This window comes from Amycolatopsis sp. 3B14 (assembly GCF_050958625.1).
In the GTDB taxonomy this organism is placed as follows: Bacteria; Actinomycetota; Actinomycetes; order Mycobacteriales; family Pseudonocardiaceae; genus Amycolatopsis_E; species Amycolatopsis_E thermoflava.
In genome coordinates, this window is record NZ_JBHZEN010000085.1 from 21422 (window position 1) to 37286 (window position 15865).

Genomic DNA, 15865 nt, shown 5'->3' on the forward strand with positions numbered 1-15865 from the left:
CAGGGTACCGCCGCCCAGGTAACTCTCAGGAAACTGTGGCACGGTTGTCTGCGTGCGAATTCTGGTTGTCGAGGACGAGGCGCCGCTGGCGGACGCGATCGCGCGCGGGCTGCGCCGGGAAGGCATGGCGGTGGACGTCGCCCTCACCGGCGACGAGGGGCACGAGAAGGCGAGCATCACACGCTACGACGTGGTGCTGCTCGACCGCGACCTGCCCGGGATGTCGGGAGACGAGCTGTGCCGCCAGATCGTCTCCTCCGACGAGCTGACCCGCGTCCTCATGCTGACCGCCAGCGGCACGGTCTCCGACCGCGTCGAGGGCCTGTCCCTCGGCGCCGACGACTACCTGGCCAAGCCGTTCGCCTTCCCGGAGCTGGTCGCCCGCGTCCGCGCGCTCGGCCGCCGCGCCACCCCGGCCGCGCCGCCGCTGCTCACGGTCGGCGACGTCGAGCTCGACCCGGCCAAGCGCACCGTCCGCCGCGCCAGCGGCCCGGTCGACCTGACCCGCAAGGAGTTCGGCGTCCTGGAGGTCCTGATGTCCGCCAAGGGCGCGGTCGTCAGCAGCGAGGAGCTGCTGGAGCGGGTGTGGGACGAGAACGCCGACCCGTTCACCACGACCGTGCGGGTCACGGTGATGACCCTGCGCAAGAAGCTGGGCGAACCTGGAATCATCGAGACCGTGGTGGGATCCGGGTACCGGGCACGCGACACCGGCCCCGCGAAGGGGTGAGTTCGCGCTCGACACGCACGCCGGTGCGCAGCCTGCGGGCGCGCATCACGCTGCTCGCGACCGGGCTGGCGGCCGGCGTGAGCCTCGTGCTGCTCTGGCTGGCCTGGACGCTGGTCGGCGACGCCGTGGCGGCGGTGCCGCAGATGCCGCCGGGCACGGTCGTGCGCGTCGACGGCGTGGACGTGGACGCCGCCGCGCTGGCCACGCACCTGCGCGACCACGCGCGGGACAAGATGCTGCTCGCCGGGACCATCGCGTTCTGCTGCGTGGTGCTGGCCACCGCGATCCTGGCCTGGACGTTCACCTCGCGCGTGCTGCGCCCGCTGCGGGACATCACCGGCACCGCGCGGCGGTTGTCGGTCGAGTCGCTGGGCGAGCGCATCGGCGAGGTCGACGCGCGCGGCGAGCTGGCCGAACTGGCACAGACCTTCGACGCGATGCTCGACCGGCTGCAGTCGGCGTTCGAGGCGCAGCGGCACTTCGTCGCCAACGCCAGCCACGAGCTGCGCACCCCGCTGTCGGTGATCCGCACCGAACTGGACGTCACGCTCGCCGACGACCAGGCCGACACCGCCGAGCTGCGGCGCATGGCCGGCGTGGTGCGGGACGCGACCGAGCGGGCCAACCAGCTCGTCGGGTCGCTGCTGCTGCTCGCCCGCACCGACGGCGCCGGGCTGGTGGTGACCGAGCCGGTCGACCTCGCCGCGCTGGTCGCGAGCGCGTGGCGGGCGGTGTCCGGGGAGGCCGACCAGCGCGGCCTCAAAACGACCTTCCACGTCGAGCCCGCCTGGACCACGGGCGATCCGGCGCTGCTGGAGCGCATCGCGGGCAACCTGCTGGAGAACGCGGTGCGGCACAACGTCGACGCCGGCTGGATCGAGGTCACCACCCAGGCCGGGGAGCAGTGGGCGACGCTGCGGGTGCGGTCCTCCGGCGGGCTGGTCGACCCGCAAGCGGTGGACGAGCTGTTCGAGCCGTTCCGCCGCGCGGGCGTGGCACGCACCGCCCGGCACGGCGCCGGCCTCGGGTTGTCGATCGTGCGCGCGGCGGTCGAGGCGCACGACGGGCTGGTCGCCGCGGAACCGGTGGTCGGCGGCGGGCTGTCCGTCACCGTCCGGCTGCCCGCGACCCGCTGAGTTACGGTGCTGGGCATGGTCCCTTCCATCCGGTTGAACAACGAGATCGAGCTGCCCGCACTCGGGTTCGGCGTGTACAAGCTGCCCGACGACGAGGTCGAGTCGGTGATGCACGTGGCGATGGAGGCCGGCTACCGCAGCTTCGACACAGCGACCCTTTACGGCAACGAGCGCGGCGTCGGCGCTGCGGTGCGGTCGTCCGGCCTGCCGCGCGAGGAGCTGTTCGTCACCACCAAGCTGTGGAACACCGAGCACGGCTACGACCGGGCGCTGAAGGCGTTCGACGGCAGCCTGGAGCTGCTCGGGCTCGACTACGTCGACCTGTACCTGATCCACTGGCCAGTGCCGGGGCAGGACCGCTACGTCGAGACGTGGCGTGCGCTGGAGAAGATCCTCGCCGACGGCAGGGCGCGCGCGATCGGCGTGTCCAACTTCCAGATCCCGCACCTGGAGCGGCTGATGGCCGAGACCGAGGTCGTGCCCGCGGTCAACCAGGTCGAGCTGCACCCGGGCCTGCAGCAGGCGGCGCTGCGCGGCTTCCACGAGGAGCACGGCATCGTGACCGAGGCGTGGAGCCCGCTCGCCCGCGGCAGGCAGCTGGACCACGAGGTGATCACCACGATCGCCCGCAAGCACGGCAAGACCCCGGCTCAGGTGGTGCTGCGCTGGCACATCGAGATGGGGCACATGGTCATTCCGAAGTCGGCCACCCCGAGCCGCATCCGGGAGAACATCGACATCTTCGACTTCGAGCTGGACTCGCACGACATCGCCGGGATGGCGACGCTGGAGGCCGGCGACCGCCACGGCCCCCACCCGGACGCGTGAGGTAATTCGCACCACGAACTGTTAGCCTGGTGGAATGCCCGCACAGGATGACGGCCGGATGGGGATCGTGACCGCGCTGGTGCGGTCCACGTTCCTGGTGAACGCGGTGTATTCCGAATCGGCCAGGGAGTACGGCATCACGATGCCGCAGGGGCAGCTGTTGTGCGTGCTGATGGCGCGGCCCTACGGCATGACCGAGCTGGGCGCGGTGCTGCGGCTGGCGAAGTCGAGCCTCACCGGGCTGGTCGACCGCACCGAACGCAACGGCCTGGTGCGCCGCGAGCCGGATCCGCGGGACACCAGGGCGGTCTTGGTCGCGTTGACGCCGGAGGGGAAGCGGCTGGCGGCGGAGTTCTACGCCGAGACCTGCCGCCGGATCGAACAGCTGCCCGCTGGGCTCGACGCCGCCGACCGCGACCGGCTCGCGGACCTGCTCGGCCGGGTCGTGACGGACAACGAGGTGCCCCCGGTCTTCCTGGACCACTGACCACTTGCAGTTCGTACTGCGAACCGTTATTGTTCGTAGTACGAACTGGAGGGATTCATATGACTGCACCTGACGTGGTTTTCGGGTTCGGCGCGCACACCGGCGTCGACGAGGTGCCGGAGCTGCTGCGCATGGCCCGGCGCGCGGACGCCGACGGGCTCGACCTGGTCTCGCTGTCCGACCACCCCTACTTCGGGAGCCGGCTGGACGCCTACGCGACCATCGGGTTCCTGCTCGGCAACACCGAGCGCATCGCGGGCTTCGCCAACGTCACCAACCTGCCGCTGCGGCCCCCGGCGATGCTGGCCAGGACGGTGACGACCCTGTCGGCGCTGTCCGGTGGCCGGGTCGTGCTCGGGATGGGCGCGGGCGGGCTGCCGGACCGGATCGCCGACATGGGCGGGCGGCGGTTCACCCCGGCCGAGGCGGTGGAGGCCTTCGAGGAGGCGATCCTGCTGGTCAAGAGCCTGGCCGGCGGCGGAGAGCCGGTGACCCACGAGGGGCGGCACTACCGGGTGCGCGACATCGAGCCCGCGCCGGTGGCCGCGCCGCCGGTGTGGACCGGGTCGGTGGGGCGGAAATCGCTCGCCGCGACCGGCCGCGTGGCCGACGGCTGGCTGCCGGGCCACGCGGCGGACTGGCTGAGCGAGCGGTACCGCACGTCGCGGCCGGTGATCGACGAGGCGGCGGCCGCGGCAGGCCGCGACCCGCGCGAGGTCCGCACGATCCTGAACTTCCCCGGCCGGATCACCGACGCGCCGCTGCCGAAGACGCGGGACGACGAGGGCCGCTGGATCGGCGGGTCCGTGGACCAGTGGGTCGAGGAGCTGACCTCGGGCGTCCTCGAACACCGGATGTCCGGCTTCATCCTGTTCCCACCGGGCCACGCCGCCCACGACGACGTGTCCCTCGGCCGCTGGGCCCGCGAGATCGTGCCGGCGGTTCGCGAGATCGTCGCCAAGGAGGCCTAGGCTACGGCGACCCCGACTGGCCTTGCCTGCGCTCCAACCGCGGGTGCCCAAGGCCGGCCGCCCACGACGCCAACAGTGCCAGGCCGTCCGCGGTCGCCGTGCCGGCGGGCGCGGTGTAGATGTTCATGAGCAGGCCGGGTTCGGCGGGCATCTCCATCGACTCGACGTCCAGGTCGAGCCGGCCCACTACCGGGTGGTGCAGACGCTTGCGTCCGGACCGGTGGAGCCGAACGTCCTGGGATGCCCACCGCTGCCGGAAGAGCTCACTGCGTGCCGACAATTCACCGACCAGGGCGATCAGCTCCTCGTCGTGCGGATCGCGGCCGGCTTCCATGCGCAGCTTCGCAGCCACGTCGCAGGCGATTCGGTCGTAGTCGACGAAGAACGTTCTCGCCGCGCCGGGATCCAGATACACGAACCGCGCGGTGTTCGCCGGCCGCCGCGGGCCGGCCAGCACCGGTGAATACAGCGCGCGGGCAAGGTGATTCACGGCCAGCACGTCATAACGTCCATCGCAAATCCAAGCCGGCGCATCGGTGATGGCGTCGAGCACCTGCTGAAGGGCCGGACGCACCGTCACGGCGCGTGGACCACCGGGCGCCCTGGGCTGCCGCGCGAGGTGGAACAGGTGATCGCGCTCGGCCTCGTCGAGTTGCAGGGCAGCGGCCAACGCGTCGAGCACCCCGTCGGAGGCGCCGGTGAGGCTGCCGCGCTCCAAGCGCACGTAGTAGTCGACCGACACCCCCGCCAGCAGAGCCACCTCTTCGCGACGCAGGCCTTCGACCCGGCGGTTGCCGCCGTAGGCGGGCAGGCCGGCCCGCTCCGGCGTGATCCGCGCGCGACGCGAACTCAGGAATTCCTTGATCTCGGTGCGCGGATCGATCTTGGCCACCACTTGACCGTAGGCCCTGTCCGCGGGCGAAGGGAGGTTCTGCTGGTACCCCCGTCGCCTCGCGCCGACGCCTAGGTACCCGTTGCGGTCGTGGCGATGCCGCCGTCGACCGGGACGATGGCGCCCGTCAGGTAGGACCCGGCCCGGCTGGCGAGGAACACGGCGACACCTGCCATGTCGTCGTCGCGGCCGAGCCGGCGCAGCGGGGCCTTCGCCGCGATCTTGTCGCCGATCGCATCGAGCGTGGACGCCATCATCTGCGACGGGAACGGTCCTGGGGCCACCGCGTTCACCGTGACGTGCTGGGGGCCCAGTTCCCTGGCGAGCACCCTGGTGAGTTGGTGGAGCGCGGCTTTGCTGCCGGCGTACGAGTAGTTGGGCGACTCGGCGACGTGGATGGCGGCGATACTGCCGATGTTGATGATCCGCGCGGGATCGTCGGCGGTGCCCGCCCGGCGAAGTGCGGGGAGCAGCGCCTGCACCAGCCAGAACGGCGACTTGAGGTTGAGGTCGATCACCGTGTCCCAGGCCTCGGCCGGGAATGTCTCCAGCGGCTCGCGCCACATCGCTCCCGCGTTGTTGACGAGGATGTCCACGCGATCCGAGTCGCCTGTGACGAGATCGGCGAGGCGCTGGCACTCGTCGTACCTGGACAGGTCGGCGGGGAACGCTCGGACGTCGCCGAACTCGGAGAGTAGATGCTGTGCCTCCGCGCACGCGTCGGCCTTGCGTGAGCTGATGACGACGCGGGCGCCCGCCTGCAGCAGGCCCCGCGCGATCATCATCCCGATGCCCCTGGTGCCACCAGTGACAAGTGCGTACTTCCCGCTCAGATCGAAGAGATCCGCGTGGGTGGTGAACTGGTTGTCCGCCATGGGTCATCGTCCCTTTTGTCGTGACTGCATGTAGCTGGCTGGGAGCCGGCTCAACCAAACTGACACGCGTCCTGGACGTCCGGGAGACCCTGGTGATGCAGGTACTGGGAGACCCCTCGTCTCCCAAGGGGGCGCAGGCCTAGATGAGTGATGCGTAACTCGGTCAGTGGTCGTAGGCGGTCAGGGATCGGGTGGTGGGTTGGCCGGTGGTGCGGTTGTGCCGGATGGCGGCGGTGAGGGCCAGGAGGCGTTGGGCGATGCGGACGCCGACGCCTTCGATGGTGCGTCCGCCGTGCTGTTCTAGGTTTAGTTGGGCTTTGAGGGTGTCGTTGACCGACTCGTTCCGGTACTTGCCCGGCCAGTCCGGCTACAACCGCCGGCGGCGTGCCGCGTTGCCGCTGAGCAAGCACGTGATGCGCTGGCTCGCAGCCGATACAGACCTGCGGACCGACGCCACCTGGATCGTCGACTCCACCCCGGTCGAATGCGGCCGCTCCCGGCCGACGGTCAAGCGTTCGGAGTTAGCTGGCTGGGCCAAATACGGCTTCTGCCGCTCACACTCCCGCTGGTTCTGGGGCCCGCGAACTCGACCACTACCTCACCGAGCGCGGCGTCCGGCTGATCCGGCCGTCCTACCGCAACCGCTAGCCCCATCCCGGTGAGCCGCTGCTCAAGTCCATCCGCCAGCTCATCGCGCCGGGCATCCGGACAGGCAGGAACCGCAACCAGCGCGCCTCGGAGGTGAACCCCAGCAACGCCTGAGCCACGGCCAGGGTGACCAACTCGGCGTCGGTCAGCTTCGGTGGCCGGCCCAGCCGACGCCAGCCTGCCAGGTGGTCGTCGATCTTGACGTAGAGTGCGGTGAGAAGGGTGTTCAGGTCTGTCGTCACAAACGGATCTTGAACACCCTTCGTCCGTCTCCAGACACCACCCAGACTTCCGCATTACTCGTCTAGGGCCGGATCGCCGCCGCGAGGTGCTTCGCCAGCACCTCCGGCCCCTGGGCGTGCGCGAGGTGCCCCTGGCCGGGCAGGACGACCCGCCGGGCCTGGGGCAGCGCCCGCTCGAACGCCTCGAACGCCGTGCCGTACGGCTCGGCGCCTGCGTTCAGCTCGCCCAGCAGCAACGTGACCGGCACGTCGAGGTCGCGGTAGCGGTCGAAGGCCGGCTCGTGCGCGTTCAGCGCGGCGAGTTCGGCCGCGAGCGGATCGGCCAGCGGGCGCAGCACCGGCCACACCGGGCTCTCCTGCAGCGCCGCCACGTACTCCGCGGAGAACCCGGACACGTCGCGGTTCACGATCTCCACCGCGCGGTCCAGATCGCCCTCGGCCGCCCGCAACGGCTCCAGCGCGTGGACCCCGAACGGGCTCGACACCGGTTCGTAGGCCACGACGGACCGCAGATCGCGCCGCTGCACAGCGGTTTCCAGCGCGATCAGCCCGCCGTAGCTCCAGCCGAACAGTTCCACGTCGCCGCCGAGGGCGTCGAGCACGTGGTGCAGGTCGTCGATCTCGGTGCGCAGCGAGTACCCGTCGCCGAGCGGGCCGCTGGGCGCCCGGCCACGCCGGTTCAGCACGACGACCGGGTTGGGCAGCGAAAGGGCGTCGACCACCGGCCGCCACGACGCGGCGTCGGCCATCACGCCGGGCACCACGACCACCGGCGGCCCGTCACCGTCGCGCCGCTCGGCGGTCAACGTCGTGCCGTCGCGGTCGAACCGCAGGATCTCCATCGGTTTTCCTTTCACAGAACGAGGTCCAGCAGGGGAACGAGGACGCCGGTGCACACCGTCATGGCGAACATGTTGCCCGCGCAGGGATGCACGCCGAGCGGGATGCGGCGGGACGCGAGCGCGGCCAGCGGGGGAGCGGCCAGCGCCCCGAGCACCGCGCCGCTCAGCACGGCGGGCCACGTCGGCCCGTAGGTGAGCACCACCGCGGGCGCGACGGACACGACCGGCACGAACGTCGGGTACCAGCCGTGCCGCGCCCACTGCCGCCGGTACACCAGTACGCCGAGCGTGGCGGTGAGCACCTGCGCGGTGAGCAGGGCGGGCAGCAGACCGCTGCCGTAGACCGGGGTCAGCGGGTTGAGCAGGTAGGTCAGCACCGTGCCGGCGAGCAGCCCGAGCGAGGCGATCTCGTTGCCGTGGAAGGGAGCCTCGGTGAAGTCGGCGAGCACGCGCCGCACCACCCAGACCGGTCCTTGCCGCGGCACGGTGCGCTGCGCGGCCGGCGGCGGGACCGGCCGCGGAAGCCACGGGAGGCGACGGCACAGCGGGAACGCGATCAGCGCGCTGACCCACATCGCGGTCACCGAGCCCAGCACCGCGGGCTGCCCCAGCGGCACGCACACGAGGTTGACCAGCAGCAACGCGGCGGGCGTGGTCAGCGCCGCGCCGAGGACCGCGCCGGTGACGGCGACCCGCCAGCCCGCGCCGTAGGTCAGGACCACCATGGGCGGCACCGACACGAACGCCACGAACGTCGGCTGCCACGCGCCGGTCGCGGGGATCGTCCACCCCCAGGCCAGGTTGGACAACAGCAGCCCGAGCAGAGCCGCGGCGGTGACCCACGGCCACAACCCGGTGCCCCCGCTGACCGCGAACCCGGCCCAGCGGCGGCCCCGCCGCCACCCCACGTGCGCGATCCAGCCACCGGCCAGCAGACCGAGGCCGCCGAGCGCGGTTTTGTAGAACTGCGCCTCGGTGGTGTCGCCCAGGACCCAGCGCAGGAACTGCGGGATGTGGTGGTAGGCCTGCTCCTGCCACTCGTCGTACGCGGACAGGACGTGCGGCAGCGAACCGGTGACGCGGGCCAGCAGCAGGGCGAGGCCCGCGGTGACCCCGAACAGTGCGGCGCCGGTCAGCCATCGGCCGAACGCGCCGGCGGGCTTCGTCGCCCGGCGGGTCGTGGTGAGCACCGGGATCACCGCGGGTAGGCCTGGCCGCCGCGGTATCCCAGCAGGGGATCGTAGAGGTCGGTGCGGCGGTCGCGCGGCAGGTCGTTGAGCTCGTTCCAGATCGCCGCGGACCGGGTGGCCATCAGGTCGAGTCCGCTGTAGACGATCGTGTCGCCCTCGGGCGCGGCGACCTCGCTCGCGGGCCAGCCGTTGGTGCCGGTGATCAGCGAGCACCCGAGGAACTTCGCGCCGCGCTCCTCGCCGACCCGGTTCGCCGCGACGATCGGCACACCGTTGACGTGCGAAGCGGTCATGGTCAGGTAGGCGGCCATGCACCGGCCGGCGTCGTCGAACAGCGGCGGCGGCGTCCATACCCAGTTGTTCACGCTGCAGATGACGTCCGCGCCCTGCACCGCGAGCAGGCGCGCGACCTCCGGGAACCAGATGTCCCAGCAGATCAGCAGGCCGATCCGGCCGATGCGGGTCTCGAACACCGGAAACCCGAGGTCGCCGGGGGTGAAGACGAGCTTCTCCCGGTGCCACAGGTGGGTTTTGCGGTAGTGCCCGATCAGGCCGTCCGGTCCGATGAGGACAGCCGTGTCGAACAGGCGCACCCCGTCGAGTTCGGTGATCCCGCCGACGAGGTGGAGGCCGCGGCTGCGGGCGAGCTCGGTCCACGCCTGCACCGTCGGGCCGGTCAGCTGCTCGGCGTGTGCGTAGGCCTCCTCGCGCGTGGCGAAGGAGTAGCCGGTGTTGACCAGTTCGGGCAGCACGACCAGGTTCGCGCCCTGGTCGGCGGCCTCGGTGACCAGTTCGAGGGTCCGCTCGAGGTTCTTGTCCTTGTTCTCCAGCCCGACCTGGGGGTCGCACTGCACGGCAGCGGCGGTGATGGCGCTCGTCGACATTCGGCTGTTCCCTTCAGAGGTGTTCGGCGATCGTCAGGAGGTCGTGCTCGGAGCCGGGTGGGCCGACGAGCTGCAGTCCCACAGGCAGCTCGCCGGCGAGACCGGCGGGGACGGACAGGGCGGGCAGCCCGAGAACGCTCCACGGGCTGGTCAGCGACAGCAGTGCGGCTCGCACGTCGCCGACGTCGGAGGTGCGGGCGTCGATCGGCGGGGCGGGCAGCGGGGTCGTGGGCAGCGCGAGGATCCCGTGTTCGCGCAGCAGGTCCAGCACTTCGCCGCGGACCCGGTCGCGCAGCTCGCGGGCGCGGACGTACTCCCAGCCGCGGACTTCGCCACCGGCCCGGAGGCGGTCGCGGACCTCGTCGCCGAACAGGTCCGGCCGGTCGGCGAGCCGCTCCGCGTGCACGGCGTAGGCCTCGCTGCCCTGGATCTCCGCGTACGCGGAGCGGAGGGATTCCGCTTGCGGGACAACGACTTCGTCGAGGTCAGGCAGGCGCTCGCGGACCGTGGCGGTCACTTCCGGCGCGGTCGGGTGGATCGTGTCCGGTGGCAGCCACACGGCGCGGGGTGCGGTGCGGCGGTGTTCGGTTCCACTCAGGACGGTCCACAGCAGACGCACGTCCGCGGTCATGCGGGCCAGCGGGCCGACGGTGTCCAGCGACGGCGCCAACGGCAGGACGCCCTGTGTGCTCAGCGCGCCGTGCGTCGGTTTCAGGCCGACGATCCCGCAGCACGCGGCGGGGATCCGGACGGAGCCGCCGGTGTCGGTGCCGAGTGCGAGCGGGACGACACCCGCCGCGACCGCCGCCGCCGAGCCGCTGCTCGACCCGCCAGTCATCCGGCGAGGGTCGTACGGGTTGCGGGCCGGGCCGTTCGCGGCGCGGTCACCGGTCGGCCCGAACGCGATTTCGTGGGTGGCGGTCTTGCCGAGGACGATCGCACCCGCCGCGCGGAGCCGTCGCACGCAGTCGGCGTCCGCGGCGGCGACGTGGCCCGCGAACTGGCGGGAACCGGCGGTGGTCGGCAGCCCGCGCACGTCGATCACGTCCTTGACCGCGACCGGGACGCCGTGCAGCGGCCCGCGGTCCACGCCCGCCGCCAGTTCGCGCCCCGCCTGGTCGGCGGCGGCCCGGGCGCCGGCGTCGTCGACGGTGACGAACGCGTTGATCACCGGCTCCCACCTGGCGAGTTCGGCGAGCGCGGTCTCGACCAGGTCGCGTGGCGTGAGCCGTCCGGCGCGCAGGTCCGCGGCCAGGCCGGCCACCGGCCGGTGCGCGAACCACCCCGCGCCGGGCGGCGGGGCAAGCCTGGTCCCGAGGGATGACGACACGGTGTTCCTCTCCTTGCGCAAACGTTTGGGTCCGTGTTGCGCGTGAACCCAAACGTTTGGGAAAATCGTTTGGGTAGTATCAAGGAGCCCGGGAGCCGCCGTCAAGGGGTGGCCGGGCGGAAGGCTGGGAAGTGGGTCGAGCGGAGCGCAAGCGGCCGGCCACGTTGCGGACCGTCGCGCAGAGCGCCGGGGTCGACATCTCCACGGTGTCCCGCGTGCTCAACGGGTCGCCGGAGGACGCCGCGCGCGCGGCCTCACGCGAGACGGCCGACGCGATCCGGGAGTGGGCGGCCCGGCTGGACTACCGGCCCAACCCGCACGCGAAGAGCCTGCGCACCCAGCGCAGCAACCTCGTCGGGGTGCTGGTGCCGCGGCTGTCCGACGTCGTCCTCGCCACGATCTACGAGGGCATCGAGGACGCGGCGGCGGGGCACGGGCTGGCGACGTTCGTGATGAACAGCCACGACCGGCCGGCCGAGCAGCGGGCGCGCACCGAGCTGGCGTTGTCGCGCCGCGTGGACGGCCTCATCCTGGGCGACGCGCACCACGACGGGGAGTTCACCGGTGAGCTGGCCGAGCGACGCGTGCCGTTCGTGCTGGTCAGCCGCCACGCGGGCGAGCACCCGTCGGTCACCTGCGACGACTACCTCGGCGGCAGGCTGGTGGCGGAGCACTTCCTGGAGCTCGGGCACCGGCGGGCCGGGGTGATCGCCGGGGAGCCGTTCGCGAGCACCGGCATCGACCGGACGGCCGGGTTCACCGACCGGTACCGCGAGGAGGGGCTCGACGTCGCGACTGTCCACTCGGGATTCGACACCGCGGGCGGCCACCGGGCGGCTGAGCGGCTGCTGACGGAGACCGGCCCGACGGCGATCTTCGCCGTCAACGACTTCGCGGCGATCGGCGCGCTCGGCGCCGTGCGGGACGCCGGCCTGCGCCCCGGGGTCGACGTCGCCGTGGCGGGTTTCAACGACACCCCGCTGGCGGCCGAACTGCCGGTCCCGCTGACCAGCGTCCGCTCCCCGATGCACGAGATGGGACGGCGCGCGCTCGAACTGCTGATCACCGTCCTCAACGGACAGTCGCCGGAGTCGGAGCGCCTGGAGCCGGAGTTGTTCGTCCGGGCGTCCACGACCGGTCAGGCGATCCAGACCACGTAGGGCGCGATCAGCATACCGACCGCCAACGACCAGTACACCCGCTTGTCCACGCTGGACTTCCGCGGCAACCCACCCCAAAGCCGCACCTCGCAGACGTGGAAAGGCCCCCTCGCGCGGTGGTAGGACACGCGAGGGGGCCGCCAGGTTCGGCCGGTTACGCGGGCACCGAGGCCACACCCGGCGCCAGGAACGGCTTGCCGGTCACCTTCTGCGAAACGCCGGTCCGGTCCAGGTACGGCGTGATGCCACCGAGCCAGAACGGCCAGCCCGCGCCGAGGATCAGGCACAGGTCGATGTCCTGCGCCTCCGCGACCACGCCCTCGTCGAGCATGATCTGGATCTCCTCGGCGATCGCGGCCAGCGCCCGCTCGCGCAGCTGCTCCGCGGTCGAGGGCTGGTCACCCTGCTGCCACAGCGCCGCGACCTCCGGGTCGACGCTCGGGTTGCCCTTGTCGTCCCACTGCCACACCGCGGTCTTGCCCGACGCGACGAACTTCTTCAGGTTCTCGCTCACCGGGAACCGGTCCGGGAACGCGCCGTGCAGCGTCTCGCCCACGTGCAGCGCGATCGCCGGGCCGACCAGCTGCATCAGCGTCAGCGGCGACATCGGCAGGCCCAGCGGCTCCAGCGCCCGGTCGGCCACGTCGAACGGGGTGCCCTCGTCGACCGCGGTCAGCACCTCGCCGAGGAAGCGCAGCAGCAGCCGGTTCACCACGAACGCCGGGGCGTCGGAGACCAGCACGCTGGACTTCTTCAGCTGCTTGCCGACCGCGAACGCCGTCGCCAGCGCCGCGTCGTCGGTCTGCTCGCCGCGCACGATCTCCAGCAGCGGCAGCACGGCCACCGGGTTGAAGAAGTGGAACCCGACGACCCGCTCCGGGTGCTGCAGCTTCGACGCCATCTCCGACACCGACAGCGACGAGGTGTTCGTCGCCAGGATCGCCTCGGGCTTGACGTAGTTCTCCAGGTCGCCGAAGACCTGCTGCTTGACACCCATCTCCTCGAACACGGCCTCGATCACGAAGTCCGCGTCCGCGAAGGCGGCCTTGTCCAGCGAGCCGCTGACCAGCGCCTTGAGCCGGTTCGCCTCGTCCGGTGAGATCCGCTTCTTGCCGAGCAGCTTGTCGATCTCACCGTGCACATAGGACACGCCCTTGTCGACGCGCGCCTGGTCCACGTCCGTCAGCACGACCGGGACCTTCAGGCGCCGCACGAACAGCAGCGCCAGCTGGCTCGCCATCAGGCCCGCGCCGACCACGCCGACCTTGGTCACCTTGCGTGCCAGCGACTTGTCCGGCGCGCCTGCCGGGCGCTTGGCCCGCTTGTTGACCAGGTTGAACGAGTACAGCCCGGCGCGCAGCGTGTCGTCCATCAGCAGCTGCGCCAGCGCCTGCGTCTCGGCCGCGTACCCGGCGTCGAGGTCGTTCGCGCGGGCGAGTTCGAGCAGCTCGACGGCCTTGGTCGCGCCCGGCGACGCGCCCTTGGTCTTGCCGTCCACGAGGGCCTTGGCGCGGGCGATCGCCGCGTCCCAGCCTGCGCCGCGGTCGATCTCCTTGCGCTGCGGGGTGACCTGGCCGTTGACGACCTTCGCCAGCCACAGCAGGGACTGCTCGAGGAAGTCCGCGCTGCCCAGCAGCTCGTCCACGATGCCCAGCTGCGCGGCCTGCGCCGGCTTGAGCATCTTGTTCTGGTTCAGCGCGTTCTCGATGATCACGGTGACCGCGGCGTCCGGCCCGATCAGGTTCGGCAGCAGCTGCGTGCCGCCCCAGCCCGGGAACAGGCCGAGGAACACCTCGGGGAACGAGATCGCCGCGGCGGACTCCGACAGCGTGCGGTAGTGGCAGGACAGTGCCAGTTCGAGCCCGCCGCCCATGACCGCGCCGTTGACGAACGCGAAGGTCGGGATCGTCGAGTCGGTCAGGCGGCGGAACACCGCGTGGCCGGTCTCGGCGATCTCGTGCGCCAGGTTCGGGTCGCTGATCGCCTCGACGCCGGACAGGTCCGCGCCGACGGCGAAGATGAACGGCTTGCCGGTGACCGCGATGGCGGCCGGCTCCGCCGCGAACGCCTCGTCCAGCGCGGCGTTCAGGCTCACCAGGCCCTGCGGGCCGAACGTGGACGGGCGGGTGTGGTCGTGCCCGTTGTCCAACGTGATCAGCGCGACCTGCTTGTCCAGGCCGGGCACCCGGATCAGGCGCGTGGTGGCGCGGGTGACCACCTCGTCCGGGAAGGCGGCCTTGGCCTGCTCAACCGTGAACGTCACTTGTCACTCCCGTCGTACGCAGGGTTCTCCCAGATCACGGTGCCGCCCATGCCGAGGCCGATGCACATCGTGGTGATGCCGTAGCGGACCTCGGGGTGCTCGGCGAACTGGCGGGACAGCTGGGTCATCAGCCGCACGCCGGAGGAGGCCAGCGGGTGGCCGCAGGCGATCGCGCCGCCCCACGGGTTGACGCGCGGGTCGGTCTGCTCGATGCCGAAGTGGTCCAGGAAGGCCAGGACCTGCACGGCGAACGCCTCGTTGATCTCGAACAGGCCGATGTCGTCGATGGACAGCCCGGTCCGCTTGAGGAGCTTCTCGGTGGCCGGCACCGGGCCGACGCCCATGACCTCGGGGTCGACGCCGGCGAAGGAGTAGCCGACCATCCGCATCGCGACGGGCAGGCCCAGCTCGCGGGCGGTCTCCTCGTCGGCGAGGATCGCGCCGGTCGCGCCGTCGTTCAGGCCCGCGGCGTTGCCCGCGGTGACCCGGCCGTGCGGGCGGAACGGGGTCTTCAGGTTGGCCAGGGTTTCCACGGTGGTGCCCGGGCGGGGCGGCTCGTCCTCGGTGGCCAGGCCCCAGCCCAGCTCGGAGCGGATCGCGACCGGGACGAGCTCGGGGCCGATCTTGCCGGCCTTGACCGCGTCGGCGTAGCGCTCCTGGCTCTGCGCGGCGTACTCGTCCGCGCGGCGCTTGGTGATCGCCGGGAAGCGGTCGTGCAGGTTCTCCGCGGTCTGGCCCATGACGAGCGCGGACGGGTCGACGAGCTTGTCGGCGACGATGCGCGGGTTGGGGTCGACCCCTTCGCCCATCGGGTGGCGGCCCATGTGCTCGACACCGCCCGCGATGGCGATGTCGTAGGCGCCGAAGCCGATCCCGCCCGCGACCGTGGTGACCGCGGTCATCGCGCCGGCGCACATGCGGTCGATCGCGTAGCCCGGAACGGACCGCGGCAGGCCGGCCAGGAGGGCGGCCGTGCGGCCGATCGTCAGGCCCTGGTCGCCGGTCTGGGTCGTGGCGGCGATGGCGACGTCGTCGACCCGCTCCGGCGGCAGTTCCGGATGGCGGCGCAGCAGTTCGCGGATGACCTTGACCACGAGGTCGTCGGCCCTGGTGTTGGCGTAGATGCCCTTGTCACCCGCCTTGCCGAACGGGGTGCGGACCCCCTCGACGAAGGCCACGGTGCGCACCGCCCGCGCGGTCGGCGCAAGGGGGGTTGCAGCCACGATGTGCTCCCTCTGTCAGCTCTGGGACCGCCGGTTACCCGGCGGTAATGACGCCACTCTAGCCCCGGTTACCGATGGGTAACCAGTGTGGTGGGTAGGACCACCTTTTCGAGCGCCGCGAGAGCTGATCTTTGAACACAAGAGAAGCTGGGTGGTCATCCCGT

General features: G+C 71.6%; 14 protein-coding genes and 3 pseudogenes. 7 read left to right on the forward strand and 10 right to left on the reverse strand.

Annotation, left to right across the window (positions count from 1 at the left end):
* Positions 1–52: 52 nt before the first annotated feature.
* The 5 genes from ACCP09_RS36575 to ACCP09_RS36595 are packed head-to-tail and all read left to right on the forward strand — an operon-like array spanning position 53 to position 4152.
* Complete coding sequence (locus tag ACCP09_RS36575) at positions 53–730, forward strand: response regulator transcription factor (protein WP_017983685.1); 678 nt, start codon at positions 53–55, stop codon at positions 728–730.
* The gene (locus ACCP09_RS36580; RefSeq protein WP_027935109.1) at positions 727–1866 is read left to right on the forward strand and encodes a sensor histidine kinase; all 1140 of its coding nucleotides are present in this window, start codon (positions 727–729) and stop codon (positions 1864–1866) included. Before ACCP09_RS36575 ends, ACCP09_RS36580 begins: the two co-directional genes overlap by 4 nt.
* A gap of 15 nt (positions 1867–1881) precedes the next feature.
* On the forward strand, positions 1882–2694 hold the full coding sequence (locus tag ACCP09_RS36585) for an aldo/keto reductase (RefSeq protein ID WP_378365925.1): 813 nt from the start codon (positions 1882–1884) through the stop codon (positions 2692–2694).
* A 58-nt stretch (positions 2695–2752) separates the two neighbouring features.
* The gene (locus ACCP09_RS36590; protein ID WP_027935111.1) at positions 2753–3181 is read left to right on the forward strand and encodes a MarR family winged helix-turn-helix transcriptional regulator; all 429 of its coding nucleotides are present in this window, start codon (positions 2753–2755) and stop codon (positions 3179–3181) included.
* Positions 3182–3240: 59 nt separating this feature from the next.
* The gene (locus ACCP09_RS36595; RefSeq protein ID WP_433753487.1) at positions 3241–4152 is read left to right on the forward strand and encodes an LLM class flavin-dependent oxidoreductase; all 912 of its coding nucleotides are present in this window, start codon (positions 3241–3243) and stop codon (positions 4150–4152) included.
* Between the two features lies 1 nt (position 4153).
* Here ACCP09_RS36595 and ACCP09_RS36600 read toward each other — a convergent pair whose 3' ends face one another.
* The 3 genes and pseudogenes from ACCP09_RS36600 to ACCP09_RS36610 all read right to left on the reverse strand — a co-directional run.
* Positions 4154–5044: a helix-turn-helix domain-containing protein gene (locus ACCP09_RS36600; RefSeq protein ID WP_433753489.1), complete on the reverse strand. Its 891-nt coding sequence runs from the start codon at positions 5042–5044 to the stop codon at positions 4154–4156.
* 71 nt (positions 5045–5115) lie between these two features.
* Positions 5116–5919 (reverse strand): SDR family oxidoreductase, encoded by an 804-nt coding sequence (locus ACCP09_RS36605; RefSeq protein WP_433753491.1) that lies wholly within the window; start codon positions 5917–5919, stop codon positions 5116–5118.
* Between the two features lie 163 nt (positions 5920–6082).
* Positions 6083–6259 (reverse strand): annotated as a pseudogene (locus ACCP09_RS36610) (IS982 family transposase); the annotation flags it as partial.
* Between ACCP09_RS36610 and ACCP09_RS36615 the strand changes: the two are divergent.
* Positions 6246–6564: pseudogene (locus ACCP09_RS36615) on the forward strand (IS982 family transposase); the annotation flags it as partial. The pseudogenes ACCP09_RS36610 and ACCP09_RS36615 overlap by 14 nt on opposite strands.
* A 61-nt stretch (positions 6565–6625) precedes the next feature.
* On the opposite strand, the pseudogene ACCP09_RS36620 reads toward ACCP09_RS36615, so the two are convergent.
* The 5 genes and pseudogenes from ACCP09_RS36620 to ACCP09_RS36640 form a co-directional block, all read right to left on the reverse strand.
* A pseudogene (locus ACCP09_RS36620) lies at positions 6626–6809 on the reverse strand (IS982 family transposase); the annotation flags it as partial.
* A 62-nt stretch (positions 6810–6871) separates the two neighbouring features.
* The gene (locus ACCP09_RS36625) at positions 6872–7651 is read right to left on the reverse strand and encodes an alpha/beta fold hydrolase (RefSeq protein ID WP_433753493.1); all 780 of its coding nucleotides are present in this window, start codon (positions 7649–7651) and stop codon (positions 6872–6874) included.
* A gap of 11 nt (positions 7652–7662) precedes the next feature.
* On the reverse strand, positions 7663–8841 hold the full coding sequence (locus ACCP09_RS36630) for a hypothetical protein (protein ID WP_433753495.1): 1179 nt from the start codon (positions 8839–8841) through the stop codon (positions 7663–7665).
* A gap of 5 nt (positions 8842–8846) precedes the next feature.
* Entirely contained in the window at positions 8847–9725 is an 879-nt protein-coding gene (locus tag ACCP09_RS36635; protein ID WP_433753497.1) for a nitrilase family protein, read from the reverse strand.
* Positions 9726–9738: 13 nt separating this feature from the next.
* Positions 9739–11055 carry an amidase gene (locus ACCP09_RS36640; protein WP_433753499.1) on the reverse strand — a complete coding sequence of 439 codons (1317 nt, stop codon included), beginning with the start codon at positions 11053–11055 and terminating at the stop codon, positions 9739–9741.
* A gap of 131 nt (positions 11056–11186) precedes the next feature.
* On the opposite strand from ACCP09_RS36640, the gene ACCP09_RS36645 reads away from it, so the two are divergent.
* Positions 11187–12215, forward strand: a complete 1029-nt coding sequence (locus tag ACCP09_RS36645) for a LacI family DNA-binding transcriptional regulator (RefSeq protein ID WP_433753501.1) — start codon at positions 11187–11189, stop codon at positions 12213–12215.
* Positions 12216–12369: 154 nt separating this feature from the next.
* On the opposite strand, the gene ACCP09_RS36650 is transcribed toward ACCP09_RS36645, so the two are convergent.
* Both ACCP09_RS36650 and ACCP09_RS36655 read right to left on the reverse strand, forming a co-directional pair.
* The gene (locus tag ACCP09_RS36650) at positions 12370–14478 is read right to left on the reverse strand and encodes a 3-hydroxyacyl-CoA dehydrogenase NAD-binding domain-containing protein (protein ID WP_433753503.1); all 2109 of its coding nucleotides are present in this window, start codon (positions 14476–14478) and stop codon (positions 12370–12372) included.
* Positions 14475–15665: a thiolase family protein gene (locus ACCP09_RS36655; protein WP_027935121.1), complete on the reverse strand. Its 1191-nt coding sequence runs from the start codon at positions 15663–15665 to the stop codon at positions 14475–14477. The genes ACCP09_RS36650 and ACCP09_RS36655 overlap by 4 nt, the downstream gene beginning before the upstream one ends.
* Positions 15666–15865 lie beyond the last annotated feature (200 nt).

Bases quoted from the DNA above. Each gene is read 5' to 3' on its own strand.
- ACCP09_RS36605 (WP_433753491.1), bottom strand. From the start codon at position 5,919: ATGGCGGACAACCAGTTCACCACCCACGCGGATCTCTTCGATCTGAGC.
- ACCP09_RS36625 (WP_433753493.1), bottom strand. From the start codon at position 7,651: ATGGAGATCCTGCGGTTCGACCGCGACGGCACGACGTTGACCGCCGAG.
- ACCP09_RS36585 (WP_378365925.1), top strand. From the start codon at position 1,882: ATGGTCCCTTCCATCCGGTTGAACAACGAGATCGAGCTGCCCGCACTC.
- ACCP09_RS36635 (WP_433753497.1), bottom strand. From the start codon at position 9,725: ATGTCGACGAGCGCCATCACCGCCGCTGCCGTGCAGTGCGACCCCCAG.
- ACCP09_RS36590 (WP_027935111.1), top strand. From the start codon at position 2,753: ATGGGGATCGTGACCGCGCTGGTGCGGTCCACGTTCCTGGTGAACGCG.
- ACCP09_RS36595 (WP_433753487.1), top strand. From the start codon at position 3,241: ATGACTGCACCTGACGTGGTTTTCGGGTTCGGCGCGCACACCGGCGTC.